This window comes from Phormidium pseudopriestleyi FRX01, assembly GCF_017313335.1.
Taxonomy (GTDB): domain Bacteria; phylum Cyanobacteriota; class Cyanobacteriia; order Cyanobacteriales; family Laspinemataceae; genus Laspinema; species Laspinema pseudopriestleyi.
The window spans coordinates 1-24,021 of sequence record NZ_JAFLQW010000287.1; the positions used below are offsets into that span (position 1 = coordinate 1).

A 24,021-nucleotide genomic window follows, 5' to 3' on the forward strand; every position below is an offset into this window, starting at 1 on the left:
AGATTAAAAAAGGTAGCCGTAAGCCTCATGGCGAGAGTCAGTGAGCGTGAATAGGTAGGGGCGCATTGACTACGCCCTTAAGGTCTAAATTCTGGACTCTTAAAGAATCCCATGCTCTTTAGACGTGGGAGTGTCAAAATGACTTGATTATCGGTGCTCCCCAAGCTAATGATGATGATGATACAGAAGCGGTTGGGGAAACCTATCTAGTCTATGGCGGTCCCAACTTTGATGAGACCCTCGACCTTCAGGATCTTGATGGCACGAATGGTGTGATTATGTTCTGTTTGGAGGACCCAGTTTTGGGGCGACACTCAATCTCAACGACCTCGATGGCAGCAATGGGTTTACTCTGTATGGAATTACAGCAAACGATCGCACTGGGCGATCGGTCAGTGCGGGAGATGTCAATGGCGACGGGTTCGAGGATATCCTAGTCGGTGCTCCGGAAGGGGATGGTCCCAACGGTAGTCGGGTAAATGCTGGGGAAACATACCTCGTTTATGGAGGAGATTTCACCGGGGATGTCACCCAACTCGGCGGTACTGGCAACGATCTGTTCACAGGAACTGCTCAGGCGGATGTGCTCATTGGCGGACAAGGGGATGATACCCTCATTGGCAATGGCGGTCCTGATGTCTTCTATGGCGGTGTCGGAAACGATGTCCTGGCAATTTCTGACGCTGACTTCCGTCGGATTGATGGCGGCAGTGAAGATGATACTCTCCGTCTGGATGGGGATAATTTCGACCTGGATTTGAGGAATATTTCCCGGAATCGGATTCGCAATATCGAGACACTCGACCTCAATGGGGGTAACAATAGTGTGACCCTCGATCGCCTGGAAGTGATTGGGTTTTCCGATCGCCGCAATCGCCTTGTCGTGAATGGGACCGATACGAACAGTCTAACCGCCACAGGGGATTGGGTTTCCAGTGGTCCTGCGGTAATTGGTGACCAGACCTACAATGTCTACTCTTCGGGTCCAGCCCAGTTATGGGTTCATGAGGAGATCTCTCCCGAAGGCGTTAATTTGATTGGCTGAGAATTGTAGTCTAAGCTGGAAAATACTCTAAAGGTCGGGTGGGTAATTGTCGAGGCGATCGCCCACCCGATTTGCTGCGGTTTCATTCTAAATCCGCCACCTTCCCCCCAAGTTCCCCCTGAGATTATCATGACTATTCCGGGTTAATCCCTGTTGATTCGACGGATTGTAAAAACTGTTTTTAGGGAGTGATTTGATTGGGAGTATCGGGATTAGTCGTAGGTTCCTCTCCAGTCGGAAAAGACGCCACCAATAGTCCAAATAGGACCGCCACAATCAGCAGTAAAAATCCGCCCACCATCTGGGTTTGTCTGACCAGTTTTCGTCCCGTAGGAGTTTCCGTAAAATTGGCCTCTTCGTGAGACATGGCTTCCTCTGCCACCTGGCGATCGCGACTCGTTGGGTTTCTAGGTCGATTCATAAAACGGTGTCCTTCTATTTTATCTGAGAATTTACTCTCAGTTTCTCTAGTTGAACCCCTCCTGTCATCTATCCCCAGAGGAATTTAAAAACCCAATTCGCTCATCTTCAAGTTAATTTAACCTTCCTAAAAAATTAATAACTTTTCGGCCTTTTGGCTAAATTAATATACTAATTACTCCTTCTATAGCGCAGCCTGATTACACTTTAACAGGACTTTAAGCATCTCCTTAAAGCCACCCCTCAATGTAGGGGCGATTCGCGAATCGCCCGCCCTCCAGATTGATTTCGGTGTGATTTCACTAAAACCCGTGAGGCTTTTTAACAACAAAAAACCGACGATTTTCTCCAATTCCGTGGCATGGCAAGGCTTGATATCCATTTCCTGATTTTTGATGAAAAAATCCCAAAACCTGCTCTAAACTACCTGTTAATCGGTAACTTTTTCATCCAGGGCTTTGCGAGCAATTCGGGTTACATAGAGCGTAACTGCAACGGTGGCGAGTAAGCCCAAAATGCGAATCACCCATTGAATAGTTGGATTAGTCGGCTGATTTTCTGTGCCAATTCTAGCCAAATCCCCAGCTAAAGAGCCAATATAAACATACATCACCGTTCCCGGAATCATGCCAATTGAACCCAAGGCATAGTCTTTCAAAGAAACCCCCGTAATTCCAAAGGCATAATTCAAGAGATTAAAGGGGAAAATTGGGGAAAGACGAGTCAGCAGAACGATTTTTAAACCTTCTCTGGCAACCGCTTTATCGATCGCCGCAAATTTTTGATTGCCCTCAATTTTTTGGCTAATCCATCCTCTTGCCACATAGCGCCCGACTAAAAAGGCTGCGATCGCCCCCAAGGTTGCCCCAATAAAAACATACACCGAACCCAGTACCACACCAAATACAACCCCTGCACCCAACGTCAGAATTGACCCAGGTAGAAAGGCAATCGTTGCCACAATATAAATGGCGATAAACGCAATACCGCCCACCACCCCCAAACCTTCAATCCAGGCTAAAGCATTCAGTAACAGTTGTTGCAGGTTGAATCCGGCTGACCCTCCCACACTTTCTGCCAAAGCAGGAGTGGTCACTAAAAAATAGGTAACTGAACTTATTCCCACCCAAGATATCCTCTGAATTCTTCTCTGTGATAATATCCGATTTGGGGGCATTTTCATTTTTTTAGCAGCATCCGCCGCCCGTGTAATACCAACTAGACTCTGTAATCATCATGAGATTTGATGAAAATTCCCGTCCTAAATTGGCCGCAGTTTTATCACACACGGCCACCGGAATTCCCCGTTCGAGTAAATGTCCAGCCCCATCATCTAACATCGCCTCTTTTCCGGCATAAATGGCAGTTTTGCCGGTAAAAACACAAGCTCCATCGTCGGGAATTGGCACTTTGAAGGAGACAGAATCTAAACTTTCTAAAAGTAGCGGTTCATCCAGATTGTAATTCTGGGTATCCAACAGCCGATAGGGACGACGGGCGCGAATTTCAATCTGCCCAAAGCCGACTCCAATCAAGTGCTGAATGTACTGTTCGTAAGGGAGTGCACCGGATAAGCAGAGGGCGCGTAATCGTTCATCTTGTTGGAGATGAGGGGGAATTGGACGGGTGGCGATCGGGTCACTCATAATCAATCTTCCCCGGGGTTTCAATACCCGATAGGCTTCGGCTAATGCCAATTGCAAATCCGCCGGTTCAAAGATATTAAATAGACAGTTTTGTGCCACCACATCCACGGAAGCATCCGGCATCGGCAAGGCAAACGCATCTCCGGCCAAAATTTGCACAAAATCAGGATGAAACCACTCATTCTCTTCCGCAGCAAGCTGTAAATTTCGCGTCGCCGCTTCACGCATTTCTAACACCGGATCCACAGCAATCACTCCTCCCGGTTGACGACAGAAATATGCAAACTGAAGGGCTTCGATGCCACCGCCGACCCCAATATAAAGGACCGTTGGTTCTCCAAATAACTCAGTGGGATGAACCGTTGAACCACAGCCGTAGTTCATTTGCTGCATGATTTTGGGAATTTTTAAACCCGGTAGTTTTAGGGGTGAAGTGCTGACACAACACAGTCCCACTTGAGGGTTTTTGGCAGCTTCGGCGTAGAATTGGGCAGTTGTTTCTAAATAGCTCATAAATTAGATGGGGGTGAATGAATCAAAAAAATCAGGAATGAAGTGACGAACTAACGAATATAGCAATCCTTGCCTTATTTATGAACTCTGCTACTCCCCTCTCCCGTTTTGGGAGAGGGGTTGGGGGTGAGGGCTTATTTCTCAATTGCTGCAAGGATTGCTATAGCCGATTAACCGCTATAGTTTAACTGAATTTGGTTAACAGCTTCAGTAAGGATTGAGTGCGCGGAGTGAGTAAGGTTCGGCGATAGGCATCGGCAGCTTTTTTAATCGCTTCTGCCTGAGTTGGATAGGGATGAATCACGTTGGATAAGGCACTGAGTCCCTGTTTAGTAGCGATCGCCAAGGTAATTTCACTAATCATTTCCCCAGCATGACGCGCCACAATGGTTGCCCCTAAAATCTGGTCAGAACCCCGTTTATGCAGGATTTTGACAAACCCTTCCGGTTCCCCATCCGCCAAAGCGCGATCGACAGTTGAAAAGGGAATGGTAATCGTATTTGTCTCTAAACCCTTCTCTTGCGCCTCCCGTTCATACAATCCCACATGAGCAATCTCTGGATCAGTATAGGTCACCCAAGGCATGACCAAACTACTCAGTTTGCTTCGTCCTAATCCAAAGGGAGAAAACAAGGTATTTTTAATAACAATTCGGGCCGCCGCATCCGCCGCATGGGTAAATTTCCAGTTCATGCAAATGTCACCAGCGGCATAAATGCGCGGATTGGTGGTTTGCAAATAGTCATCGACAACCACACCCCGACGGGCATCATATTTAACCCCAACCGCGTCTAAATTCAAGCCATCCACATTCGGAGTCCGTCCAGCCCCCACTAAGATTTCATCTACAACTACGGTATTAATTACATTATTTTGCCGGTAATGGATGACTTTACCTGCATCGGTTGTTTCCACCTTTTCCAAAGTGCAATCCAAAACCAACTTCAGATTGTCCCGTAATAATTGTTGTTGGACGATTTCCGCAGCATCAGCATCCTCGCGATCAAGGAGATGTCCATGCTTATGAAATAAAGTAATTTGACTGCCGAGGCGTTGAAATACTTGGGCGAGTTCACACCCAATAGGACCTCCCCCAATCACTGCTAATCGTGGGGGACATTCCGTGAGGGAAAAGACGGTTTCATTGGTTAAATAGCCTGCTTCTGCTAATCCAGGAATTTGAGGACGAGTGGCGCGAGCACCAGTGGCAATTACCGCTGTTTTAAAGCGGAGGATGTGAGTGTTAACAGCGATCGCCCCACTATCCACAAATTCAGCCGGTCCTAAAAACACATCAATGCCCAAATTTCGAAACCGTTCCGCAGAATCATGATGGCTAATTCCCGCCCGAATTCGCCGCATTCGCTGCATCACTGCCGCAAAATCAATATCAATAGCATCTGGAGACTGAATCCCGAAGGCACTCGCCTCTCGCATCTGCGCCACCACCCGGGATGAACGAATCAGACATTTGGAAGGAACACAACCGATATTTAGGCAATCTCCCCCCATCAAGCTTTTTTCAATCAGGGCAACTTTTAATCCCAATCCTAACCCGGCGGCACCTGCTGCCACCACCAGTCCAGCAGTTCCCGCGCCAATCACGACTAAATCGTAATTGGCGGCAGGGGAAGGATTGACCCAATCGACGGGATGAACATGAGACATTAGGGATTGATTGTACTCATCCAACGGTTGGAGTGCAGGTTCTTCTTTAATTAAAGGTGTCATGGTTATAGAGATTCCCAAAGTTGTAAGATTTCCATGATGGACGATTTTTCCTCAAATTGGGAAACAAAAACAGTGGATTGAACCGCCCAAGATTCGGGTCAAAATCCGGGGTTTCGGTTGAAATATCTACGTCCTGTAACTTACTCTAGCCTCAAGAACGGGTCGATAAATGAGGCAGAGATTAATTTTTCCTACAACGATAACACTGGTTTTTGCACTTTGAGGGTTGAAGCTTTATCTAATATCCATCTGGGATTCATCTCCCACTCATGTTGAGGGAATTTAATCAAAATAACAGCAAACGAGAGACCCTTGAGAGTCCAGTCTGCTGGGTTTTGGTCCTAGATTCCCTAGATTTTTGAGGTTAAATTGATGCGTAAACCGTTATTATGGCTGAGTCTGTCCCTGGGTAGTTTAATGTTCAGTGTTTCCCTGGTTGCGGCAACCCCTGTGAACAGTTTTGCCTCTCCCAATCCGGCGATCGCCCAAATGAACCCCTGTGCATCTCGGAACCCCTGTGCATCTAAAAAAGAGAATGTCGGAGGCCCCTTAGCCGATCGCCTCCAAGGAAAGCCGGTTGTTGTCGATATTTACGCCAGTTGGTGTCCTGATGGCCAAAATATTGCCCCGACTCTTGAACAACTTAGAACACAGTATGGAGATGACATTCATTTTATCGTTTTGGATGTCAGCGATCGCGCCAAAACCAGTCAATCTGAAACCCTCGCTACAGAACTCGGATTAAGCGATTTCTTTGCCGCCCATCGATCGCAAACTGGCATGGTGGCGATCGTCGATCCAGCAACAGGAAATATTCTGGCACAGCATCGGAATAATGCCAACCTAGCCGATTATACCTCGGTCATCGATTCCGCCATTGCTCAACGATAAGTCAAGGGACAGAGTACCCTTAGTGTTTTGGGCGATCGCCCTTTTCCCTCTTTTCTATAGCAATCCTAAATGATTTATGACATATATAGCTCCCCTCTCCCGTCTTGGGAGAGGGGTTGGGGGTGAGGGCATTCCACAACGGATTTAGGATCGGCTAAGTAGGTGGGCGTAATTAAACCGAAGTTGGCTAACCGCACAACCCTTGCTGTGAGAGGGTTTTAGGCAAGAGCAATAGAGGAATATTTTCGCCTACCTACTTATATCCTCCTTCCGAGTTGGAAAAAGCGATCGGCTCAAATCCCCTCCCAGCTTTTCTAAATCCCACCCCTACAAAACAAAAACTCCTTCTGTTCAACTCCCCGAAAAATTATGGGTGAAACCCGGATATTGTTATGGCCCAACTCCCTCAGTCATCCCCAAAAACTCAGACATTTCGACTATCTAAAAGCTCCAAACAATGGCTACTTTACGGAGGATTAGGATTACTCTCCCTGATTCTAGTCATCACCCTCGGCCCGGTCCTCAGTCATCCCATCGAACAAGTCATTTCCCGGATTGAAAACCGTTATCAACAGTGGTTTAGTCAGCAAGATACTGCCAACCCTTTTATTTTATTACCCTTGGCATTTCTAGGAGGTGGAATTGCTAGTGTCTCCCCCTGTATTTTAGCCCTGTTGCCCGTCAACCTCAGCTATATCGGCACCTTAAAAATCACATCTCGTTGGGATGCATTTAAAAAAGCAGGCTTATTTGTCCTGGGTGCTGTCACCATTTTAAGTTTGTTTGGCTTGGTTTCATCCTTCGCCGGTGTCGTTATGGTGGATTACCGAGGCTATATCAATATCATAGTTGGACTAATTATGGCAGTGATGGGTTTATGGTTAATCGGACTGATCAAAATACCTCTCCCACAAATGGATATCAATCTCCCCGTCGCTGGACCTTATGGAGTCGGTTTAACCTTTGCCTTGGTGAGTTCCCCCTGTGCCAGTCCAGTGCTATTTGGAGTCTTAGCAGCGGCAGCAGCAACCGGGTCTCAACTGTTAGGCACACTGACGATGGTGAGCTATGCTTTGGGATATACACTTTTAATTTTTCTGTCCAGTTTGTTTACGGGTTTCGCCAAACAAAGCAAGCAGTTGTTGCACCATTCTGAGGGAGTCATTCGCTTTGGTAGTCTAGCGTTGATTTTGACTGGAACCTATTACCTATTTACTGGCACTCAATGGTTTTTAGGCGGTTAGATCCCTGATGATCAGGTTATACGACCCTAATTTATGCCGGATGCGCTCAACTCAAAGCGATCGCTTTTGAAGAAATTGCACCCGGGGGCATTCCGGGTGTTCAGGGAACGAATAACCCAGATTTCGGTCAAGCCAGTCTCTTATTTCACAATGGCGATTTTGCTCTCATGCTTAGGGGAGATTCGTCCGTAGAGCAATATTTCTCCTGGATTCAGGAGGCATTAAGCCTCTGAATCGTGTAATAATAATCAAAGACGACTCCATCTAAAAGACCACCACCAAAAGGAGCTACTCATGGTTCAAACGGTCATTACTCCATTCTCTCATAAAATCGGTTCCCCCTTAACTAAAAATCAAATTACCGTATTACAAATTAATTTAGGAAAGCGCTGTAACCAGGCTTGCATTCACTGTCATGTAGAAGCCGGGCCGAATCGCACCGAAGAACTTTCCCCGGAAGTCTGCGATCAGCTTATTGAATTAATTCATCGCTTTGATTCGATTCAAACCGTGGATCTCACCGGCGGTGCACCGGAAATGAACTATGGATTTAAACCCTTAGTGGAGGCAGCCCGCGCTGCTGGTAAACAGGTCATTGTTCGCTCCAATTTAACCATTTTTTTTGAACCTGGTTTTGCCGAATTACCGGCCTATTTTGCTGAACATAAATTACAAGTCGTAGCCTCTCTCCCTTGTTATTTATCAAGTAATGTTGACAAAATGCGAGGCAATGGGGTTTACGAACGCTCTATTCAAGCGATAAAATTACTCAATGAATTAGGATATGGCTCTGACCCGAACTTAAGTTTAAATTTAGTCTATAATCCATCCCTACCCACCTCTCGCGACCAATTTTATTTACCCCCACCCCAAGAAAAATTAGAAGTAGATTATAAAACCTACTTAGCTGAACATCACGGCATTACCTTTAACCAGTTGTTAACCCTGACCAATTTACCCATTGGCCGCACCAAGTTATATCTACAACGCCAACAACTCCATCAACCTTACTTACAGTTTTTAGAGGATAATTTCAATCCCGAAACTGTTCCCCATCTGATGTGTCGCAATGAACTCTCTATCGACTATTTAGGCAATATTTATGACTGCGATTTTAATCAAATGGAAGGCATCCCTGCAAAAACTGCTGATGGCGAAACCCTCACCGTAGCAAAACTATTATCCGCTGGCAGTTTAGATTTACTCACCCAGGTACAAACCGCTGCCTTTTGTTACGGCTGCACCGCTGGATCTGGATCAAGTTGTGGTGGCGCTTTGGTAGACTGACAAACCGAGTCGGCAAGGTATTGCTAAGTCTGTAGTTTCCATCGCTCCAACTACAGTAAAACTCCCTAACTAGGGGTGTTATCCCCGAGTTGCCGGATAACACCCATAATACCCGAGTTAGACCACAAGTGCTTGACCACAGGCTGCTGAGGGAGTTATAATGCCTTGGCGGTCTAATCAATAGTGTGACAACATCGGCAAACTATACCAGCCATCTTGAATTCACCGAGTAACTGGCTCACCGGCGCGAATGAAGGCTAGTTGGAATGTCTTGATGAGCGATGGAAAGTAATATGACCTATTCTAATCCTTGAGAAAGGAATAAATACATGATGAGGGATTTAGGAGGCTGATTTTTGGATAGATTGCAAAGGTTAACTCTAACAGGGTTTAAGTCTATTAAGGCAATAGATATTGAGTTTAATGCCTTAAACATTTTGATTGGAGCAAACGGGGCCGGAAAGAGCAATCTCATTTCGTTTTTCAAAATGCTGAATGAGATGATGGCTGGACGGTTTCAACACTATATTGCTACTAATGGACGTGCCCAGTCGATTCTACACTTTGGACCGAAGACAACCCCTCAGATAGAAGCAAACCTAGAGTTTCAAGTCGCGAATGGAGTGGATACTTATCGCATCAGGTTATTTCATGCTGCTGGTGATACTCTAATTTTTGCTCAAGAAACAATCATCTTTCAGGAAAGGAATAGGACCCATCCAAAAACTGATGAATTAGGGGTTGGGCATCAAGAAGCTAAAATTGGTGAAGTAGTAGAAGAAAAACCAACAGCTAAAATACTTAAATACTTACTTGATCGGTGCCGCGTTTATCACTTTCATGACACATCACCTACAGCAAATGTCCGTCAATCCTGTTATGTTGGTGATAACCGATGCCTGATGCCTGATGCCGGTAATTTAGCTGCTTTACTCTTAAGGTTTCGTGAAGAAGAGAAGAAATCTTATCAACAAATTGTAGGAACGATTCGCCTGATTGCGCCTTTTTTTGATGATTTTGATATTAAACCCGATGCATCCCGTAGGGTCATGCTAGAGTGGAAAGAAAAGGATTCAGATCAAGTATTCGGACCCCATATATTTTCCGATGGAACTTTGCGTACTATTTGCCTTGCCACGCTACTCTTACAGCCCAAAGATGAACTGCCAAAACTGATTATTGTGGATGAACCTGAATTAGGTCTTCATCCATACGCATTAAATATTATAGCTGACCTCTTTAAAAGGGCAGCGCTGCATACACAAATCCTCATTAGCACCCAATCCAGTTCTTTTTTGGACAATTTTGAGCCTGAAGACGTAATCGCAGTAGACCGAGAGGGTAAAGAGTCAAAATTTAAGAGGTTAAGTTCTGAAGAGTTAGAGATTTGGCTCGATGAATATAGCTTAGGGGAAGTTTGGGAGAAAAATATAATTGGGGGAGGACCGCATTGATGGCGCGGCTTTACCTATTTGCTGAAGGGCAAACTGAACAGACATTTGCTGACAATTTAATCAAGCCGCATTTGGTGCATTACAATGTATTCATGAACAAACCTGTACTCATTGCTCACACCAAGAAGAAGGGGCGAGTACATCGGGGCGGGGGTCGCAACTATGCACCGATAAAAAATGACATCATCCGATTTCTTAAACAGGATAAAGCTACCGATGTGTTTTTCACGACAATGATTGATTTGTATGCAATTCATCCTGATTTTCCAGGACTGGCCGAAGCTGAACTGATGAGACAAGATCCCTTTGAAAGGGTTAAATTTCTAGAACAAAAATTTGCAGAAGATATAGGTGACCCGCGATTTATCCCTTACATTCAGTTGCATGAGTATGAGGCATATCTTTTTTCTGAACCAACTTGTTTTGACTACCTTAGTTCTGGACGCACTCAAGAAATTGAAACACTTCAGGCTATTGCCAGTCAATACAAGACCCCCGAGTTAATCAACGATGGACTGCAAACAGCACCTAGCAAACGGATTATTGCTCAGTTCCCTGATTATGGAAGGGCCAAATCTACCTTTGGACCACAGTTAGCTGAGAGAATAGGATTACAATCAATTCGAGAACACTGCCTACATTTTGATGAGTGGTTATTCAAGCTTGAATCTTTGGATGGACAATCATCTAACAGTTGACTCCCTAACAACGGTCATGCACCCGACCCCCGATAGGTTAGCTTTTAGAACTTTGGGTGACCCACGGCAACTATTGTAGAGGGGGGAGTTTTTTCACAGCGTTCAGGGTTATGAAGTGGTCTGTAAATCTGAAAACGTTAACTCCTCCTTTAGCATCTTAAACGATCGCCTCGTAAGACTCTCAGCTTTATACCAGCACCTTTTGTCAGTCAACCAAGCTGGTACTGTAGCGGGAGTTGATGAAGGTTAGCCGATCGCCTCGCTCCGAAAACTCCCCACCCTCAAAACAACCGCCCCAAAACCAGATTTCTGACTGTAATCTGGGCTGATTACCGAGATAAATATTCAGAAATCCGGTACAGAAACCAGATTTTCCGAAGGTCAAAAACTGAGATTCTGTAAAATCCTTTACAATATCAAGTTTTCCAAAAACTTCTGTGATTTATCAGCCTATCCAAATGAGGATAGACCTATTTTTTATACTGAATGGTATCTATTTTTACCGTTAACTCTCAAAAATTGATAATTTTTTTAAAAATAAATTAGATAAATCAAATAAGAATCTTTAACTATTTTTTAGTAAAAAAATATACGGATAGTAATGGCAATCTCGGCAAATATAAGTATGAAAATCACCCATTAAATCCAGCACAAAGTGCAGGAAGTCTGCCATTTGGAGGATTTCATTCAGGCCCAAAAAGATTAAGAATTGAAAATGAGGACTGGCTACGATCGCCTTTAAGCATCACAGCTCATTAGATCCGCGCCAGCCCCAGTTTAACCCGGTATCAATTAGCGAGATCGGCAGCAAATGATGTAAGAAATTAGCGGAGGAACCGAATCATGTACAAACGAACCCTTGCCAACCTTCCCAGTAGAAGACGACAGAACTCTCTTGGCTTCAATGCGGCCCTAGAGCGCCACAATCCAGGATGGATCACTCGGGATGGAGAGGAATCCACCGATCGCCAGCGTGGACTCCCAGAGGCGATCGCCCTCTATCACTCCACCGATCGCCAAACCACTCGGTTTTTAGCCACAGTTGTACAGGAAATGGAGAATGTCCAGGGCAACCCTACAGCCCTCTACCCCACCTTAGCAAGGCATGACGAACTCCTCAGCGATCGCTTTGCTGAACGTCTATCTCAGGTTGCCATTGGCATTTTGCCGACTCTGAGCCCAAAACGAGCCATTGAGTTTGCTACAATCGTGGTTAATCTAGGCGGCCAAATTTGGAACTATTCCGAAGGGAAAAAAGCCCACTTTATAGAAATAGCGATCGCCTGTTGTGAAACTGCCCTCCCCATGTTTCCCTGCGATCGCCTCCAATCACAACGGTGGGGAGCCACCCATGATAATCTAGCATTAGCCTATAGTGAGCGCTTACAGGGCGATCGCATCAATAATCTCGCCCGTTCCTTCTCTCATTATCAACTGGCTTCCCAAATCTTTATCCGTCACCCCTTTCCTCAACAGTGGCTCCCCCTGCTTTCCCGACTGTAAAACGACCCACTCGCCCACAAAAAAAGCGAGAACCTAGTTCTCGCTTTTTGTTTCAGAGATAGCTTAGAATCAGCCATTCGCTGTACCCCAAACAGGTTAATTTGTCAACTACACCGGCATCGTCGTCGAAGCAGCGAGTTCCTCTAACCGTTCCTGCTGATCCTGACTGATGCAAGATTGAATCACTTCCTCGATATCCCCTTCCAGGGTACTCATCAGCGCAAAATTCTGCCCCAATCGGTGATCCGTGACCCGGTTATCCTTGTAATTGTAAGTACGAATTTTTTCCGAACGTGCACCTGTTCCCACCTGCGATCGGCGCATAGAAGTCACCGCTTCCTGTTGTTCAGCCAACTTCAGGTCATACAGTTTCGCTCGCAGAATCTGCATCGCCCGTTCCCGGTTTTGAAGCTGCGATCGCTCCTCCGTACAGAAAATCCGGATCCCCGTCGGCTTATGGAACAAATCCACCGCCGTCTCCACCTTGTTCACATTTTGACCCCCAGCGCCACCCGATCGCGCCGTAGTCAACTCAATATCCTTCGCATCGATTTGGACCTCCACCTCATCCACCTCCGGCATCACCGCCACCGTCGCCGTAGAAGTATGAACTCGACCCCCACCTTCAGTAACCGGCACCCGCTGGACCCGATGCACTCCCGCTTCAAACTTGAGCTGGCTATAAACTTGCTCCCCCTGAATTTCCAGGATCGCCTCTTTAAATCCACCCATATCCGCCGTAGACTCGCTCAACATCTTCACGCGCCAGCCTTGAGTTTCAGCATAGCGTGAATACATCCGCACCAAATCCCCCGCCCAGATACTGGCTTCATCGCCACCAGTCCCTGCCCGAATTTCTAGCATGATGTTTTTCTCATCATTCGGGTCCCGAGGCAGCAGCAAGACCTTCAGCCGGTTTTCAAGCTGTGTTAATTGCTCATCCAGTTCCGCTACTTCCAAGGCTGCCATCTGTTGCAATTCCACATCGCTACTGGCTTCCTTGAGGACCTGCCTTGCGCCAATTAACTCCTCTTCGGTATTTTTCCAATTTTCATAAGTATTCACCACTTCCTCCAACGAGGAACGGGCTCTCGCCACTTTTTGAAACTCGTTCGGGTCTCTGGCAATATCGGGATCCGCCATCCGCCGAGTCAATTCGTGAAAAGTTTGTTCAACAGATTTTAATTTATCGATTAGATAAGTTTCGGCCATAGAGCAGTCCTCAGTCTAGAAAGTAGGGAGCGCGTGGATCTCTAGCAGTTAGCTGATTAAACCATAGCAAAATATCAATTTGCTACTCCTCACAGCTAACAGCTAAAATACTCTGGCTACTTGTTAGGAGTTTGACCGCTTTCTCCACTGGTTGAGGTCATTCCATACTTCCGACGGAAGCGTTCAATCCGTCCTTCGGTATCGATTATCTTTTGAGTGCCGGTATAGTACGGATGATTTCCGGACCACACATCCACATGAATTTCTGGCTTAGTCGAACCAACGGTCATGACAACTTCACCGTTGCAAATCACTTTAGCTTCTGGATACCATTCTGGATGAATTCCTGGTTTTGGCATGGTTTTGTTCTCCTTGAACCCGTCGCTTGTTCTGTTTTATTTTAGCTTTCTTTGTCATTTGTTCTTTGTTCTTTGTCATTTGTCATTTGTCATTTGTCATTTGTTCTTTGTTCTTTGTCATTTGTTCTTTGACTAACGACTAACAACCAACGACCAACGACCAACGACCAACGACCAATGACCAACGACCAACGACCAATGACCCAACTCCTTAACGTTTGGAGTATTGAGGGGCCTTCCGAGCTTTGCGGAGACCGTACTTTTTCCGTTCTTTGGCACGAGGGTCCCGGGTGAGAAAGCCTTCCACTTTGAGCGGATGGCGATTTTCAGGGTCGAGTTCACACAGCGCCCGAGCCACGCCTAAACGAATCGATTCAGCCTGTCCGGTTAACCCCCCGCCTCGGACATTCACCAGAACGTCATATTCATTTTCCAGCCCGAGGGTTTCCAGGGGGGCCTTGGTTGCACCCAGGTAACCGGCGTTGTACTGGAGATAGATTTCTGCCGTTTTGCCATTGATGGTCACAGTGCCGTTACCCGGAACTAGACGGACCCGGGCGACGGAAGACTTCCGACGACCCGTTCCCCAATACATAACGCGGCCACTTTGTTGGATTCCTTGCATTAAGAGTTACCTCCTGGAATAGTGTTGATGGTCAAAGTTTCAGGTTTTTGAGCGGCGTGAGGATGCTCACTCCCGGCATAGACATTCAACTTGGTGAACAACTGACGCCCCAAGCTATTTTTGGGCAGCATTCCCTTCACCGCTTGCTCGATAATTCTCTCCGGCAAGCGATTTTGCAGTTTGGCAAAGGTCTCGGTTTTCATGCCGCCCGGTCTACCGGAATGACGCCGGTAGAGTTTTTGGGTGCGTTTTTTGCCGGTGACTTCAATTTTTTCAGCGTTGACGATGATGACGAAATCACCTGTATCCATGTGAGGGGTATAGGTGGGTTTATTTTTACCGCGCAGGATGCGGGCAATTTCCACAGCCAACCGGCCCAGACGCTGGTTGGCGGCATCGATGACATACCACTTTTGCTCGATGGAGCCTTGTGGCGGAACGTAGGTTTTGTTCATGGTTAGTTCGTAGTTATCAGTTGTCAATGAGCTGGGCTAATGGGTTGCAATAGAGGCGACTGCCTCAATCAGGCCCCTTGCTTCGCCGGACCTTGGACTGAATATTTAATGAAAGCTATAGGGAAGCTTCATAAAAGGAGCGACTCAGGACAAACTCTGGCATCGTATCCCACCAAATTTCAGGGGGAAAGGGAGATTCAGGATAGGCCACTCGTAATAAGCAGAGTCCCTGGGCGGGTGCTGCATATTTAACTTCGGAGCGACGCTCATTCACCCACAGGTCTTTAAAGGATGAAGGGTCTCGCTCCGATGTCCCGACTTCAACCAGCAAGCCAACCAGTAGCCGCATCATCCCATACAGGAACCCATTGGCTTGCACTTCGATCTGAACGAATGGCCCGTGGCGATCGCATTTGGCTTCCTGTACCTCTACCCAGGAATGCTGGCGCTGCGACCCAGCCCGGTGAAAGGCTGCCAAATGATGATGACCCACCAAAGGGTTCAGGGCTTCTTGAATTAAGGATTCATCCAGGGGTGCATAATAATAATGCCAAGAAAACGGGCGCACGAACAAGTTAGGTTGCTTGTCGGTATAGAGGATGTATCGATAGCGACGGGAACCCGCCGAAAATCGAGCGTGCCACTGGGAGTCTACCGCCGCCGATGCCAGGACCAAAATATCCGTGGGGAGACGACTATTGAGGACCCCCGCCCATCTTTCCGGTGGAATCGGACTGCTGGCTTCAAAATGAGCCACTTGAGCGGCTGCATGAACCCCTGTATCCGTTCTTCCGGCAGCAATTACGCGAGTCGGTTGGTTGAGGATACCGGCCAGTACCGTTTCAATCTCCTCCTGTACTGTCCTTTGGTTCGGTTGCCGTTGCCACCCATGAAAATGAGTGCCCAGGTATTGGATGACCAGGGCAATTCTTTGGGTCAGCATCGTAGGATTGGAGGATTTATGGGAAAATTGAGGGTTTAGCGCGAAGATTTTAGGATTAAAAAGACTAAAACCTGGGCGTCTAAAAATCCAGCGATTCGCTTAGACTAGCTCGATAATTGCCATGTCAGCATTGTCTCCCCGGCGGGAAACTGTTCTCATGATTCGAGTGTAACCGCCTTGGCGATTTCCATATCTCTCTTGAGCTTTTTCAAACAGGGCGTGAACGAGCTGTTTATCATAGACATAACCCATCGCTTGACGACGAGCGGGTAAGGACCCATTTTTGGCTAGGGTAATCATCCGTTCGACTTCCGGGCGAACGGCTTTGGCTCGAATTTTAGTGGTCGTGATGCGACCATGACGAAGTAGCTCTGTAGTCAGCGCTCTTAGCAAAGCTTTACGCTGATCTGCTGGCTTACCTAATTGGGGAACGCGACAACGGTGGCGCATAATGAAGTATCAACGATGTAGGTTGAACGATAAAGGATGAACTATAAATTATAAGCGCTTGACTGACTTTAGGGAAGTAAAAAGTGTGAAGTGTAAAGGATGAAGTCAGAGGGTTTCAGACTTTACACTTAACACTTGACACTTTGCCGCTTAAGTGCTGGTTTTAGCTGACTTTTCTTGGGGCAAGGTAATCCCTAAGCGCTTTTGCAATGCTTCGATGACTTCTTCTGCCGACTTTTGACCGAAGTTTTTAATTTCTAAGAGATCTTCTTGACTGTAGTCAAGTAGATCTGCGACTGAGTTAATTTGCGCCCGTTTGAGACAGTTGTAAGCTCGCACGGAGAGTTGCAATTCTTCAATCGGAATTTGACTGGTCGGGTCGGCTTCAGTCGGCGATTCTTCGAGCATTGACTCGATCGTGATATCTTTGAGTGGAGAAAACAGATCCACTAGGATGCTGGCCGATTGACTCAGCGCCTCTTGAGGCGAAATCGAGCCATTCGTCCAGATTTCCATAATCAATCGGTCTTTCTCCAAAGAGCCGCCCATCCGTGCATCTTCAACGCTGTAGTTGACCTTGCGAACGGGCATGAATACAGCGTCTATCAAGAGAAAGTCTAAGGCCGCGTTTTCATCTCGACTCCGGTCCACTGCTCGATATCCTTTGCCCTTTTCCACCCGAAATTCCATTTCTAAGGTGGAACCCTCGGCAACGGTGGCTATATACTGGTTAGGATCGATCGCCTCGACCTCTGAGGGTAAATCAAACCGACCTGCCGTTACCGTTGCGGGACCTTGAACCAGTAAGCGTCCGATTTGCGGTTGCGGTGAGTAGCTTTTGAGGACGACTTCCTTCATGTTCAGTAAAATTTCCAGAACATCTTCTCGGACGCCCTCAATTGTGGCAAACTCGTGATTGACACCGGCAATGCGGACGGCGCTTACGGCTGTCCCTTCCAAGTTAGAAAGTAGCACTCTGCGGAGGGCATTCCCCACCGTCGTGCCTTGACCCCGTTCTAACGGTTCCAGTAAGAATTTTCCATACTGGGACTGGTCTCTTTCAGTGTTTGACTCTACACACTCAATCTGAAACTGCGCCACGGAGTGACCTCCCTTCTCCTCGATCCATCGAAGGCCAGTTTAGCCTCCCTCGTTTAATGCTGACTCGCTCCTCATTTGCTGAGGATTTGACTATCGTTCTGAGTGATGAGTCAGGAGTTATTAGTTTTAAATCCCTCATCTCCACTCAATCCTGATGTGCGAATCTTTTTTTTTGTCTGACTTCGTTTTTTCCAAGGCTGCTATAGGCAAATGTTTAGACTCTACGGCGCTTGGGTGGACGGCAGCCATTATGCGGAATTGGGGTGACGTCCCGAATCAAGGTGATTTCTAGGCCCGCACCTTGGAGGGCGCGAATGGCAGTCTCTCGGCCTGAACCGGGACCACTGACCATTACCTCAATTTGACGCATTCCCTGCTCGACTGCACGGCGTGCTGCATTCTCGGCTGCGGTTTGAGCCGCAAAGGGAGTTCCTTTTTTCGCGCCTTTAAAGCCACTAGAACCACTGGTTGCCCAAGAAATTACTTCTCCGCTGGGATCGGTAATCGTGACAATAGTGTTATTAAAGGTGGACTGAATGTAACCCACTCCATTAGGCACATTCCTTTTTTGCTTCCGCGAGCCAGTTTTTTTGGTTGTTTGTCGCGCCATATCGATCGCAATAGTGAAGGTTTAAATGACTGAAAGTCAGTAAGAAGTTCGGCTCGATGAAGCCGAACCTGATTCGAGATTGAATCGTTCTTACTTCTTGGAAGGGGCTTTTTTCTTGCCTGCCACGGTGCGCCTTCCACCTCGACGGGTTCGGGCATTGGTCCGAGTTCTTTGTCCGCGTACCGGGAGTCCCATGCGATGACGGCGGCCCCGATAGGTGCCGATGTCCATCAGACGCTTGATGTTCATGGACTCTAAGCGTCTTAGATCCCCCTCGACCTCGTAATTTTTTTCTAGGTCTTCCCGGAGGGTGGTGACCTCGGCGTCGGTTAAATCTTTGACCCGAGTATCTGGATTGACCCCGGTACGCTCCAAAATTTGTTGGGCTCGCGTTGGCCCAATCCCATAAATGTATCGTAGACCTATCTCAACTCGCTTATCGCGAGGAAGATCTACTCCGGCAATTCGTGCCACGCTCGTTCTCTCCCTCTACTGGTTAGTATGTTTTGACAACTGTGAGGAATTCTAAATGCCAGAATTTAGGGCATTTGAATTCATCGGACCGGATTTGGATCTAACCCTGACGTTGCTTGTGCTTTGGATTGGAACAAATCACCATGACTCGACCGCGACGACGAATGACGCGGCACTTCTCGCAAATCTTCTTGACGGATGCTCGAACTTTCATTTCTCTTTGAGCAGCGCTACAAACTTCATATTATATCAATTTTTGTCAGAAATGACAAAAATACGCCCGACTTGTTTTTATCAGGATTTTTAGGGATAAGCTAGAAAGAATCCTTACTTCTTACGAAGACGGTAGGTGATGCGACCTTTGGTTAAGTCGTAGGGGGTCAGTTCTACTTTGACGCGATCGCCCGGAAGAATTTTGATGTAATTCCGGCGAATTTTTCCCGAGATGTGGGCGAGTACGTTAAACCCATTGTCTAGGTCAACCCGAAACATCGCATTCGGTAGGGATTCAGTCACCGTACCTTCCATCTCGATTAGATCTTGTTTAGCCAAGTTTTTTTTACCTCAATGCTAGAAATACAGTCAACAGCGCTATAGCGGTCCATCCAGATTAGATGGCGATCGCACGGCTAAAGATTTTTCACGAATAGCTGACAGAGCAGCCCGTTACATATCTTAGCAAAAATAGCACACGATCAACCCAGGCACGGGGGAAGTTACACCAGGCAACGCTACTGGAAACAGCAGCAATAGTAACTGGGTAACTCCGGCATTTGAACCCCGTCTCCTCGGTGGCATCTTTTTCAACTGGTCACTACTTTTTTCAGAATCGCCGCAACTGTCTCAATAGACGAATTGCCATTGATAGCAATTAACCGACCCCGTTCTCGATAATAGTCAATTACCGGAATCGTTTGGGCATAATACACCCGTAAACGACGGGCAATTGTCTCATCCCCATCATCACTGCGTCCTCGTCCATGCAACCGATCAATTAGCTGTTTGTCCGGGACTTCCAAACTAATGGCTGACTTGCACTCTTGCTGAATATCATCCAGAAGATGATCTAAAAATTCAGCTTGAGGGACATTCCGGGGGAACCCATCCAGAATCCATCCCGAGTCAGTGGCATCCGGTTGAGTCAGGCGATCGCGAATCAGATCTAAAAGCAATGAATCCGGGACCAACTCCCCTCGCTCCATATAAGCCTTAGCCTGATTGCCCAGATCAGTCTCTTGCTCAACTGCGGCCCTCAAGATATCCCCCGTTGAAATATGGGGAATATGATGAGATTGGGAAAGGATCTGAGCTTGCGTTCCCTTCCCAGCTCCAGGAGGACCCAAAAAAATTAGTCTGGTCACTATTGCTTCACCATTCCTTCATAGCGCTGGGAGATCACATAAGTTTGAATTTGTTTCGCCGTATCGATCGCCACCCCCACCAAAATCAGCAGAGAAGTTGCTCCAAACCCCTGGAAAGTCCGCACACCCGTGGCACTTTCGACAGCAGTTGGGACGATCGCCACCAGACCCAAAAAAATGGCTCCCAAAAACGTTAATCGGTTGAGTACCTGCTCCACATATTCCGTCGTCGCCCGTCCTGGACGAATCCCCGGAATACTTGCCCCCATCTTTTTCAAATTCTGAGCCATGTCTACGGGATTGACAATCAACGAAGCGTAGAAATAGCTAAAAAACAGAATTAACGTCAAATAAAACGCCACATAAACCAATGGGGCTGGACCATTTGGACTCAAATAAGACGCAATAGTAATCATCACGTCATTCTTCGTAAATTGAGCCAAAGAAGCAGGCAGAATTAACACCGCCGATGCAAAAATGATCGGCATCACCCCCCCTTGATTTAAACGCAGGGGAAGATAACTACTTTTTTCCCGATAAAGCTTACGTCCGACCTGGCGACGAGCCGAAATAATCGGAATTCGTCGGGTCCCTTCTTGGACAAAAACAATCCCAACAATTGTGATTAAAAAGACCAAAGTCAGAATCAAAACTGGACCAACAATCGCTTGGTTTTGCCGAGCGAGGGCCAGGGTTTGACCCAAAGAATTGGGGAGAACAGCCACAATATTGACAAAAATCAATAACGATGCGCCATTGCCCACCCCGCGTTCCGTAATCAGCTCAGATACCCACATCACAAACATCGAGCCAGTGGTCAATGCCACCGCAGTCTGGACGTAGAATAAAACACCTGGATCCGGGTTTTCGGCAAACGCACCGACCCATATAGCAATGCCGGTACTTTGGAGCAATGCCCATCCCAATGCGACATAACGAGTAATCTGAGAGATTTTGCGCCGACCGGCTTCCCCTTCATTTTTTTGTAAATCTTCTAAAGAAGGGAGAGCTGCGGTCAGTAATTGCATAATAATGGAGGCATTAATATAAGGCAGGATCCCTAGGGCAAAAATCCCTAAAGCTCGCAAGCCACCCCCAGAAAACAGGTCCAAAAAACCAATCAGCGGACTGCCATCGATATTGGCCTGAAATCTCGCGAGATCAATACCAGGAACTGGAATCCAAATGCCTAAGCGCACCAAAACTAACATACCAATGGTGAGGAGCAGCCGACCTCGCAGGCCCGCTGCTCTAGCCATCTGCATGAAAGTCTCCTGAGCGGTTGGTGCTTTATCTCGACTAACAACCATTAAGGAGTACCTCTACTGTTCATTGCAGCGCTCCGTGCTCTTGTCTAGGATAAATGCCCGATTCGGTCATATCACCCTAGGATTTGGCATCACTGGTTTCACAAGTTCCACCGGCAGCTTCGATCTTGGCTTTAGCTCCTGCAGTAAAGGCAGCAGCTTTCACATTCAGCGGAACATTGAGTTCCCCATCTCCCAAGATTTTCAGCGGCCCATCATTGGTGGTGACAATGCCCGCTTCCATCAGGGAAGCTAAAGTCACTTCACTGTTAGCGGCCAATGATGCCAACTTACTTACGTTAATCGTAGTGTATTCTTTACGATTGATGAGCGGAAAGTGCTTGAGCTTAGGCAAACGGCGGTACAGGGGCTGTTGTCCCCCTTCAAACCCAGGACGGGTGCTACCCCCAGCTCTGGCTTTTTGACCTCTCATCCCTTTACCGGCGCTGGCCCCTTGACCGGCAGAAATACCGCGAGCCAAGCGCCGTTTCCGTTTTTTAGACCCGGCTTTGGGTCCTAGTTCATGTAGTCTCATTTTTCTCCCGGTGTGTCTGTAACTTGACTCTGTTCAGGCTGATGGCGATAGATTAGGCGTACAGCTTGTCAATGGCAATGCCACGCTCGTCAGCGACTTCAGACAAGGTTCGCAGACTCACTAGGGCGTCGATCGCAGCTCTAGCATTGTTCAGGGGGTTGTTAGACCCCAACTGTTTGGCGAGAATATTGCGAACTCCGGCTAATTCGAGGACGGTCCGCACAGCACCCCCGGCAATTACCCCGGTCCCTGGTGCGGCTGGACGCATCATCACTTTGGCTCCGGTGGCACTGCCATCGACGCGGTGAGGAATGGAGTTGGCTTTGGTCAGAGGCACTTCGATTAGGTGCTTTTTGCCATCGGCGACGCCTTTTTTGACGGCGCTGATCACGTCACTAGCTTTACCCACACCGACTCCGACTTGACCGCGTTCGTTACCGACGACAACGATCGCCCGGAAGCTGAGTTTTTTACCGCCTTTGACGACCTTGGTGACCCGGCGAATCTGAACGACTCGCTCTTGCCAATCTGTTTCTTTTTCCCGAGTTCGGGCGTTTTTTTTACGACGTTCTGCCATAGTTTTTTGTCAGGAATGATTGTTGCTATTCGTTCGGTGTTGGTGCGTTTGCGGTCGCTCGGTTTTGATCGCTCTTGAGGACGAGATTATCCCGTGCGACTGGCAACGCGCCACTGCCGAAACTTAGGCGACTTTAGAACTTTTTAGAACTCTAAACCCGCTTCACGGGCCGCTTCTGCTAGGGCTTTAACCCGACCGTGGTACAGGTTACCGCCGCGATCAAAGACGACTTTTTGAATGCCTTTTTCCCGGGCGCGATCGGCAATGAGTTTGCCGACTTTGGCCGATGAATCACAAGTGGCTCCCGTTTCCAATTCGGCTTTTAATGCCGGATCGAGGGTGGATGCAGCCGCTAGGGTTTGATGTTGGGTATCGTCAATCACTTGAGCATAAATATGCTGGTGAGAGCGAAATACAGATAACCGAGGACGTTCTGGGGTACCGATGACCCGACGCCGCACCCGCCGATGTCGGCGTTGGATAGATTCACTGCGAGTCAGCTTCATATTTTATTTCTTCCCTGTCTTCCCTGCCTTGCGTCTGACTTGTTCGCCTGCATAGCGAATTCCCTTACCTTTATAGGGTTCGGGGGGACGGACGTCCCTAATTTTGGCGGCGGTATTGCCGACGATTTCTTTGTTGATGCCGGTGATAATCACGTTGGTGTTGTTTTCAACGGCGACAGAGATGCCTTCGGGTGGGTTGATTTCAACTGGGTTGCTATACCCAACGTTGAGAATTAGGTTGCGCCCTTGGACTTGAGCACGATAGCCCACCCCTTGAATTTCCAGTCGTTTTTGAAATCCTTCGGAGACGCCCTGAACCATGTTAGCGACCAAGGTGCGGGATAATCCATGACGTTGACGTGCGGCACGAGATTCGTCCCGACGGGTGACTTGGATGGTTTCGCCTTCTTGTTCAACGATGACTTCGGCGGGTAGCTCTCTGGAAAGTTCACCTTTTGGCCCCTTAACGGAGACCTTTTGCCCATCAATGGATACGACGACTTTGGCCGGTATATCAATGGGGCGCTTACCAATACGAGACATAGTTTTCCTCTTTCTTTACTTGTCGAGATTTCAGCCCGTAGTTCCTTATGAAGGGGGCAGGGTGCTGCGTCCCCTTGCAGTGGATTCATGAGCCGTTCACGGAAAAAATCTCAAACTACCAGACATAGCAAAGCACTTCACCGCCTACACCTTGACGACGGGCGTCTCGGTCGGTCATGATGCCCGATGAGGTGGAAATGATGGCAATTCCAATGCCGCCTAATACGCGAGGTAATTCTTTCCGATTGGAATAGACTCGCAACCCGGGTTTACTGATCCGTTTTAAGGCTTTGATAATGGGTTGGCGATTTTTACCTTTGTATTTCAAGGCGATCGCCAGTTTTTTATCGACCCCTTCACCAACTTCTTCATATTCGGCAATAAAGCCTTCTTCTTGAAGAACTTTGGCAATGGAACGGGTCATGTTTGTGGATAGAACTTCTGTTTTTTGGTGCCGTGCTAGGCTTGCATTGCGGATGCGTGTTAGCATGTCTGCAATCGTGTCGTTAGCCGCCATTTTTCGCTCCTTA

General features: G+C 47.5%; 30 protein-coding genes. 8 read left to right on the top strand and 22 right to left on the bottom strand.

The genetic code is table 11. The annotated features are described in order from the left end of the window. Window positions 1-143: 143 nt before the first annotated feature. Window positions 144-437, top strand: a complete 294-nt coding sequence (locus tag J0895_RS10580) for a hypothetical protein (protein ID WP_207088064.1) — start codon at window positions 144-146, stop codon at window positions 435-437. Then, window positions 431-1,045: a hypothetical protein gene (locus tag J0895_RS10585; protein WP_207088099.1), complete on the top strand. Its 615-nt coding sequence runs from the start codon at window positions 431-433 to the stop codon at window positions 1,043-1,045. The genes J0895_RS10580 and J0895_RS10585 overlap by 7 nt, the downstream gene beginning before the upstream one ends. Window positions 1,046-1,226: 181 nt before the next feature. Here the strand turns inward: J0895_RS10585 and J0895_RS10590 are convergent, their stop codons facing one another. The 4 genes from J0895_RS10590 to J0895_RS10605 form a co-directional block, all read right to left on the bottom strand. Beyond that, entirely contained in the window at window positions 1,227-1,466 is a 240-nt protein-coding gene (locus tag J0895_RS10590; protein WP_207088065.1) for a hypothetical protein, read from the bottom strand. 429 nt (window positions 1,467-1,895) lie between these two features. Continuing rightward, window positions 1,896-2,609: a VTT domain-containing protein gene (locus J0895_RS10595; protein ID WP_207088100.1), complete on the bottom strand. Its 714-nt coding sequence runs from the start codon at window positions 2,607-2,609 to the stop codon at window positions 1,896-1,898. Between the two features lie 43 nt (window positions 2,610-2,652). Beyond that, window positions 2,653-3,624: an arsenosugar biosynthesis arsenite methyltransferase ArsM gene (gene arsM, locus J0895_RS10600; protein WP_207088066.1), complete on the bottom strand. Its 972-nt coding sequence runs from the start codon at window positions 3,622-3,624 to the stop codon at window positions 2,653-2,655. Window positions 3,625-3,808: 184 nt separating this feature from the next. Further along, window positions 3,809-5,356, bottom strand: a complete 1,548-nt coding sequence (locus J0895_RS10605) for a mercuric reductase (RefSeq protein WP_207088067.1) — start codon at window positions 5,354-5,356, stop codon at window positions 3,809-3,811. 372 nt (window positions 5,357-5,728) lie between these two features. On the opposite strand from J0895_RS10605, the gene J0895_RS10610 reads away from it, so the two are divergent. From J0895_RS10610 to J0895_RS10635, 6 genes are all read left to right on the top strand, one after another. Then, window positions 5,729-6,247 (top strand): TlpA family protein disulfide reductase, encoded by a 519-nt coding sequence (locus tag J0895_RS10610; protein ID WP_207088068.1) that lies wholly within the window; start codon window positions 5,729-5,731, stop codon window positions 6,245-6,247. Between the two features lie 392 nt (window positions 6,248-6,639). Further along, a complete protein-coding gene (locus J0895_RS10615; RefSeq protein WP_207088069.1) occupies window positions 6,640-7,491 on the top strand; it encodes a cytochrome c biogenesis CcdA family protein in 852 nt (283 codons plus the stop codon). A 294-nt stretch (window positions 7,492-7,785) separates the two neighbouring features. Next, window positions 7,786-8,778, top strand: coding sequence for an arsenosugar biosynthesis radical SAM (seleno)protein ArsS (arsS, locus tag J0895_RS10620; protein WP_207088070.1), 993 nt, complete (start codon window positions 7,786-7,788; stop codon window positions 8,776-8,778). 356 nt (window positions 8,779-9,134) lie between these two features. Then, complete coding sequence (locus J0895_RS10625; protein ID WP_207088071.1) at window positions 9,135-10,232, top strand: AAA family ATPase; 1,098 nt, start codon at window positions 9,135-9,137, stop codon at window positions 10,230-10,232. Further along, the gene (locus J0895_RS10630; protein ID WP_207088072.1) at window positions 10,232-10,930 is read left to right on the top strand and encodes a DUF4276 family protein; all 699 of its coding nucleotides are present in this window, start codon (window positions 10,232-10,234) and stop codon (window positions 10,928-10,930) included. The genes J0895_RS10625 and J0895_RS10630 overlap by 1 nt, the downstream gene beginning before the upstream one ends. Window positions 10,931-11,773: 843 nt before the next feature. Further along, a complete protein-coding gene (locus J0895_RS10635; RefSeq protein WP_207088073.1) occupies window positions 11,774-12,433 on the top strand; it encodes a hypothetical protein in 660 nt (219 codons plus the stop codon). A 108-nt stretch (window positions 12,434-12,541) separates the two neighbouring features. On the opposite strand, the gene prfA is transcribed toward J0895_RS10635, so the two are convergent. The 18 genes from prfA to rpsH form a co-directional block, all read right to left on the bottom strand. Continuing rightward, window positions 12,542-13,645, bottom strand: a complete 1,104-nt coding sequence (gene prfA, locus J0895_RS10640) for a peptide chain release factor 1 (protein WP_207088074.1) — start codon at window positions 13,643-13,645, stop codon at window positions 12,542-12,544. A gap of 116 nt (window positions 13,646-13,761) precedes the next feature. Beyond that, the gene (gene rpmE / locus J0895_RS10645; RefSeq protein ID WP_207088075.1) at window positions 13,762-14,004 is read right to left on the bottom strand and encodes a 50S ribosomal protein L31; all 243 of its coding nucleotides are present in this window, start codon (window positions 14,002-14,004) and stop codon (window positions 13,762-13,764) included. A gap of 211 nt (window positions 14,005-14,215) precedes the next feature. After that, complete coding sequence (rpsI, locus tag J0895_RS10650; RefSeq protein WP_207088076.1) at window positions 14,216-14,629, bottom strand: 30S ribosomal protein S9; 414 nt, start codon at window positions 14,627-14,629, stop codon at window positions 14,216-14,218. Beyond that, the gene (rplM, locus tag J0895_RS10655) at window positions 14,629-15,084 is read right to left on the bottom strand and encodes a 50S ribosomal protein L13 (protein ID WP_207088077.1); all 456 of its coding nucleotides are present in this window, start codon (window positions 15,082-15,084) and stop codon (window positions 14,629-14,631) included. The genes rpsI and rplM overlap by 1 nt, the downstream gene beginning before the upstream one ends. A 115-nt stretch (window positions 15,085-15,199) precedes the next feature. Beyond that, window positions 15,200-16,027, bottom strand: a complete 828-nt coding sequence (gene truA / locus J0895_RS10660; RefSeq protein ID WP_207088078.1) for a tRNA pseudouridine(38-40) synthase TruA — start codon at window positions 16,025-16,027, stop codon at window positions 15,200-15,202. Between the two features lie 99 nt (window positions 16,028-16,126). Then, window positions 16,127-16,477, bottom strand: a complete 351-nt coding sequence (gene rplQ / locus J0895_RS10665; RefSeq protein ID WP_207088079.1) for a 50S ribosomal protein L17 — start codon at window positions 16,475-16,477, stop codon at window positions 16,127-16,129. 150 nt (window positions 16,478-16,627) lie between these two features. Continuing rightward, the gene (locus J0895_RS10670; RefSeq protein ID WP_207088080.1) at window positions 16,628-17,578 is read right to left on the bottom strand and encodes a DNA-directed RNA polymerase subunit alpha; all 951 of its coding nucleotides are present in this window, start codon (window positions 17,576-17,578) and stop codon (window positions 16,628-16,630) included. A 214-nt stretch (window positions 17,579-17,792) separates the two neighbouring features. Further along, on the bottom strand, window positions 17,793-18,188 hold the full coding sequence (rpsK, locus tag J0895_RS10675) for a 30S ribosomal protein S11 (RefSeq protein ID WP_015148991.1): 396 nt from the start codon (window positions 18,186-18,188) through the stop codon (window positions 17,793-17,795). Window positions 18,189-18,278: 90 nt separating this feature from the next. Further along, a complete protein-coding gene (rpsM, locus tag J0895_RS10680; RefSeq protein WP_207088081.1) occupies window positions 18,279-18,662 on the bottom strand; it encodes a 30S ribosomal protein S13 in 384 nt (127 codons plus the stop codon). Window positions 18,663-18,762: 100 nt separating this feature from the next. Then, window positions 18,763-18,876, bottom strand: coding sequence for a 50S ribosomal protein L36 (rpmJ, locus tag J0895_RS10685; protein WP_006618079.1), 114 nt, complete (start codon window positions 18,874-18,876; stop codon window positions 18,763-18,765). 113 nt (window positions 18,877-18,989) lie between these two features. Beyond that, the gene (infA, locus tag J0895_RS10690; protein WP_008191178.1) at window positions 18,990-19,214 is read right to left on the bottom strand and encodes a translation initiation factor IF-1; all 225 of its coding nucleotides are present in this window, start codon (window positions 19,212-19,214) and stop codon (window positions 18,990-18,992) included. 251 nt (window positions 19,215-19,465) lie between these two features. Beyond that, window positions 19,466-20,023: an adenylate kinase gene (locus J0895_RS10695; protein WP_207088082.1), complete on the bottom strand. Its 558-nt coding sequence runs from the start codon at window positions 20,021-20,023 to the stop codon at window positions 19,466-19,468. Further along, window positions 20,023-21,333, bottom strand: a complete 1,311-nt coding sequence (secY, locus tag J0895_RS10700; protein WP_207088083.1) for a preprotein translocase subunit SecY — start codon at window positions 21,331-21,333, stop codon at window positions 20,023-20,025. Before secY ends, J0895_RS10695 begins: the two co-directional genes overlap by 1 nt. A gap of 76 nt (window positions 21,334-21,409) precedes the next feature. Then, window positions 21,410-21,865 (bottom strand): 50S ribosomal protein L15, encoded by a 456-nt coding sequence (gene rplO / locus J0895_RS10705; protein ID WP_207088084.1) that lies wholly within the window; start codon window positions 21,863-21,865, stop codon window positions 21,410-21,412. Between the two features lie 52 nt (window positions 21,866-21,917). Beyond that, window positions 21,918-22,442 (bottom strand): 30S ribosomal protein S5, encoded by a 525-nt coding sequence (rpsE, locus tag J0895_RS10710; RefSeq protein WP_207088085.1) that lies wholly within the window; start codon window positions 22,440-22,442, stop codon window positions 21,918-21,920. Between the two features lie 143 nt (window positions 22,443-22,585). Beyond that, entirely contained in the window at window positions 22,586-22,948 is a 363-nt protein-coding gene (rplR, locus tag J0895_RS10715) for a 50S ribosomal protein L18 (RefSeq protein WP_207088086.1), read from the bottom strand. Window positions 22,949-22,951: 3 nt separating this feature from the next. Then, the gene (gene rplF, locus J0895_RS10720; protein ID WP_207088087.1) at window positions 22,952-23,491 is read right to left on the bottom strand and encodes a 50S ribosomal protein L6; all 540 of its coding nucleotides are present in this window, start codon (window positions 23,489-23,491) and stop codon (window positions 22,952-22,954) included. Between the two features lie 115 nt (window positions 23,492-23,606). Further along, a complete protein-coding gene (gene rpsH / locus J0895_RS10725) occupies window positions 23,607-24,008 on the bottom strand; it encodes a 30S ribosomal protein S8 (protein ID WP_207088088.1) in 402 nt (133 codons plus the stop codon). Between the last annotated feature and the right edge of the window lie 13 nt (window positions 24,009-24,021).

What these genes read in the sequence shown, in the direction of transcription:
- J0895_RS10615 (WP_207088069.1), top strand. Translation starts at nt 6,640, where the DNA reads ATGGCCCAACTCCCTCAGTCATCCCCAAAAACTCAGACATTTCGACTA.
- prfA (WP_207088074.1), bottom strand. Translation starts at nt 13,645, where the DNA reads ATGGCCGAAACTTATCTAATCGATAAATTAAAATCTGTTGAACAAACT.
- rplF (WP_207088087.1), bottom strand. Translation starts at nt 23,491, where the DNA reads ATGTCTCGTATTGGTAAGCGCCCCATTGATATACCGGCCAAAGTCGTC.
- rpmE (WP_207088075.1), bottom strand. Translation starts at nt 14,004, where the DNA reads ATGCCAAAACCAGGAATTCATCCAGAATGGTATCCAGAAGCTAAAGTG.
- J0895_RS10630 (WP_207088072.1), top strand. Translation starts at nt 10,232, where the DNA reads ATGGCGCGGCTTTACCTATTTGCTGAAGGGCAAACTGAACAGACATTT.
- arsS (WP_207088070.1), top strand. Translation starts at nt 7,786, where the DNA reads ATGGTTCAAACGGTCATTACTCCATTCTCTCATAAAATCGGTTCCCCC.
- J0895_RS10635 (WP_207088073.1), top strand. Translation starts at nt 11,774, where the DNA reads ATGTACAAACGAACCCTTGCCAACCTTCCCAGTAGAAGACGACAGAAC.
- rplM (WP_207088077.1), bottom strand. Translation starts at nt 15,084, where the DNA reads ATGAACAAAACCTACGTTCCGCCACAAGGCTCCATCGAGCAAAAGTGG.
- arsM (WP_207088066.1), bottom strand. Translation starts at nt 3,624, where the DNA reads ATGAGCTATTTAGAAACAACTGCCCAATTCTACGCCGAAGCTGCCAAA.
- rplR (WP_207088086.1), bottom strand. Translation starts at nt 22,948, where the DNA reads ATGAAGCTGACTCGCAGTGAATCTATCCAACGCCGACATCGGCGGGTG.
- J0895_RS10605 (WP_207088067.1), bottom strand. Translation starts at nt 5,356, where the DNA reads ATGACACCTTTAATTAAAGAAGAACCTGCACTCCAACCGTTGGATGAG.
- secY (WP_207088083.1), bottom strand. Translation starts at nt 21,333, where the DNA reads ATGGTTGTTAGTCGAGATAAAGCACCAACCGCTCAGGAGACTTTCATG.
- J0895_RS10590 (WP_207088065.1), bottom strand. Translation starts at nt 1,466, where the DNA reads ATGAATCGACCTAGAAACCCAACGAGTCGCGATCGCCAGGTGGCAGAG.
- rpsI (WP_207088076.1), bottom strand. Translation starts at nt 14,629, where the DNA reads ATGCAAGGAATCCAACAAAGTGGCCGCGTTATGTATTGGGGAACGGGT.
- rpsE (WP_207088085.1), bottom strand. Translation starts at nt 22,442, where the DNA reads ATGGCAGAACGTCGTAAAAAAAACGCCCGAACTCGGGAAAAAGAAACA.
- rplQ (WP_207088079.1), bottom strand. Translation starts at nt 16,477, where the DNA reads ATGCGCCACCGTTGTCGCGTTCCCCAATTAGGTAAGCCAGCAGATCAG.
- rpsH (WP_207088088.1), bottom strand. Translation starts at nt 24,008, where the DNA reads ATGGCGGCTAACGACACGATTGCAGACATGCTAACACGCATCCGCAAT.
- rpsK (WP_015148991.1), bottom strand. Translation starts at nt 18,188, where the DNA reads ATGGCGCGACAAACAACCAAAAAAACTGGCTCGCGGAAGCAAAAAAGG.
- J0895_RS10610 (WP_207088068.1), top strand. Translation starts at nt 5,729, where the DNA reads ATGCGTAAACCGTTATTATGGCTGAGTCTGTCCCTGGGTAGTTTAATG.
- rpmJ (WP_006618079.1), bottom strand. Translation starts at nt 18,876, where the DNA reads ATGAAAGTTCGAGCATCCGTCAAGAAGATTTGCGAGAAGTGCCGCGTC.
- truA (WP_207088078.1), bottom strand. Translation starts at nt 16,027, where the DNA reads ATGCTGACCCAAAGAATTGCCCTGGTCATCCAATACCTGGGCACTCAT.
- rplO (WP_207088084.1), bottom strand. Translation starts at nt 21,865, where the DNA reads ATGAGACTACATGAACTAGGACCCAAAGCCGGGTCTAAAAAACGGAAA.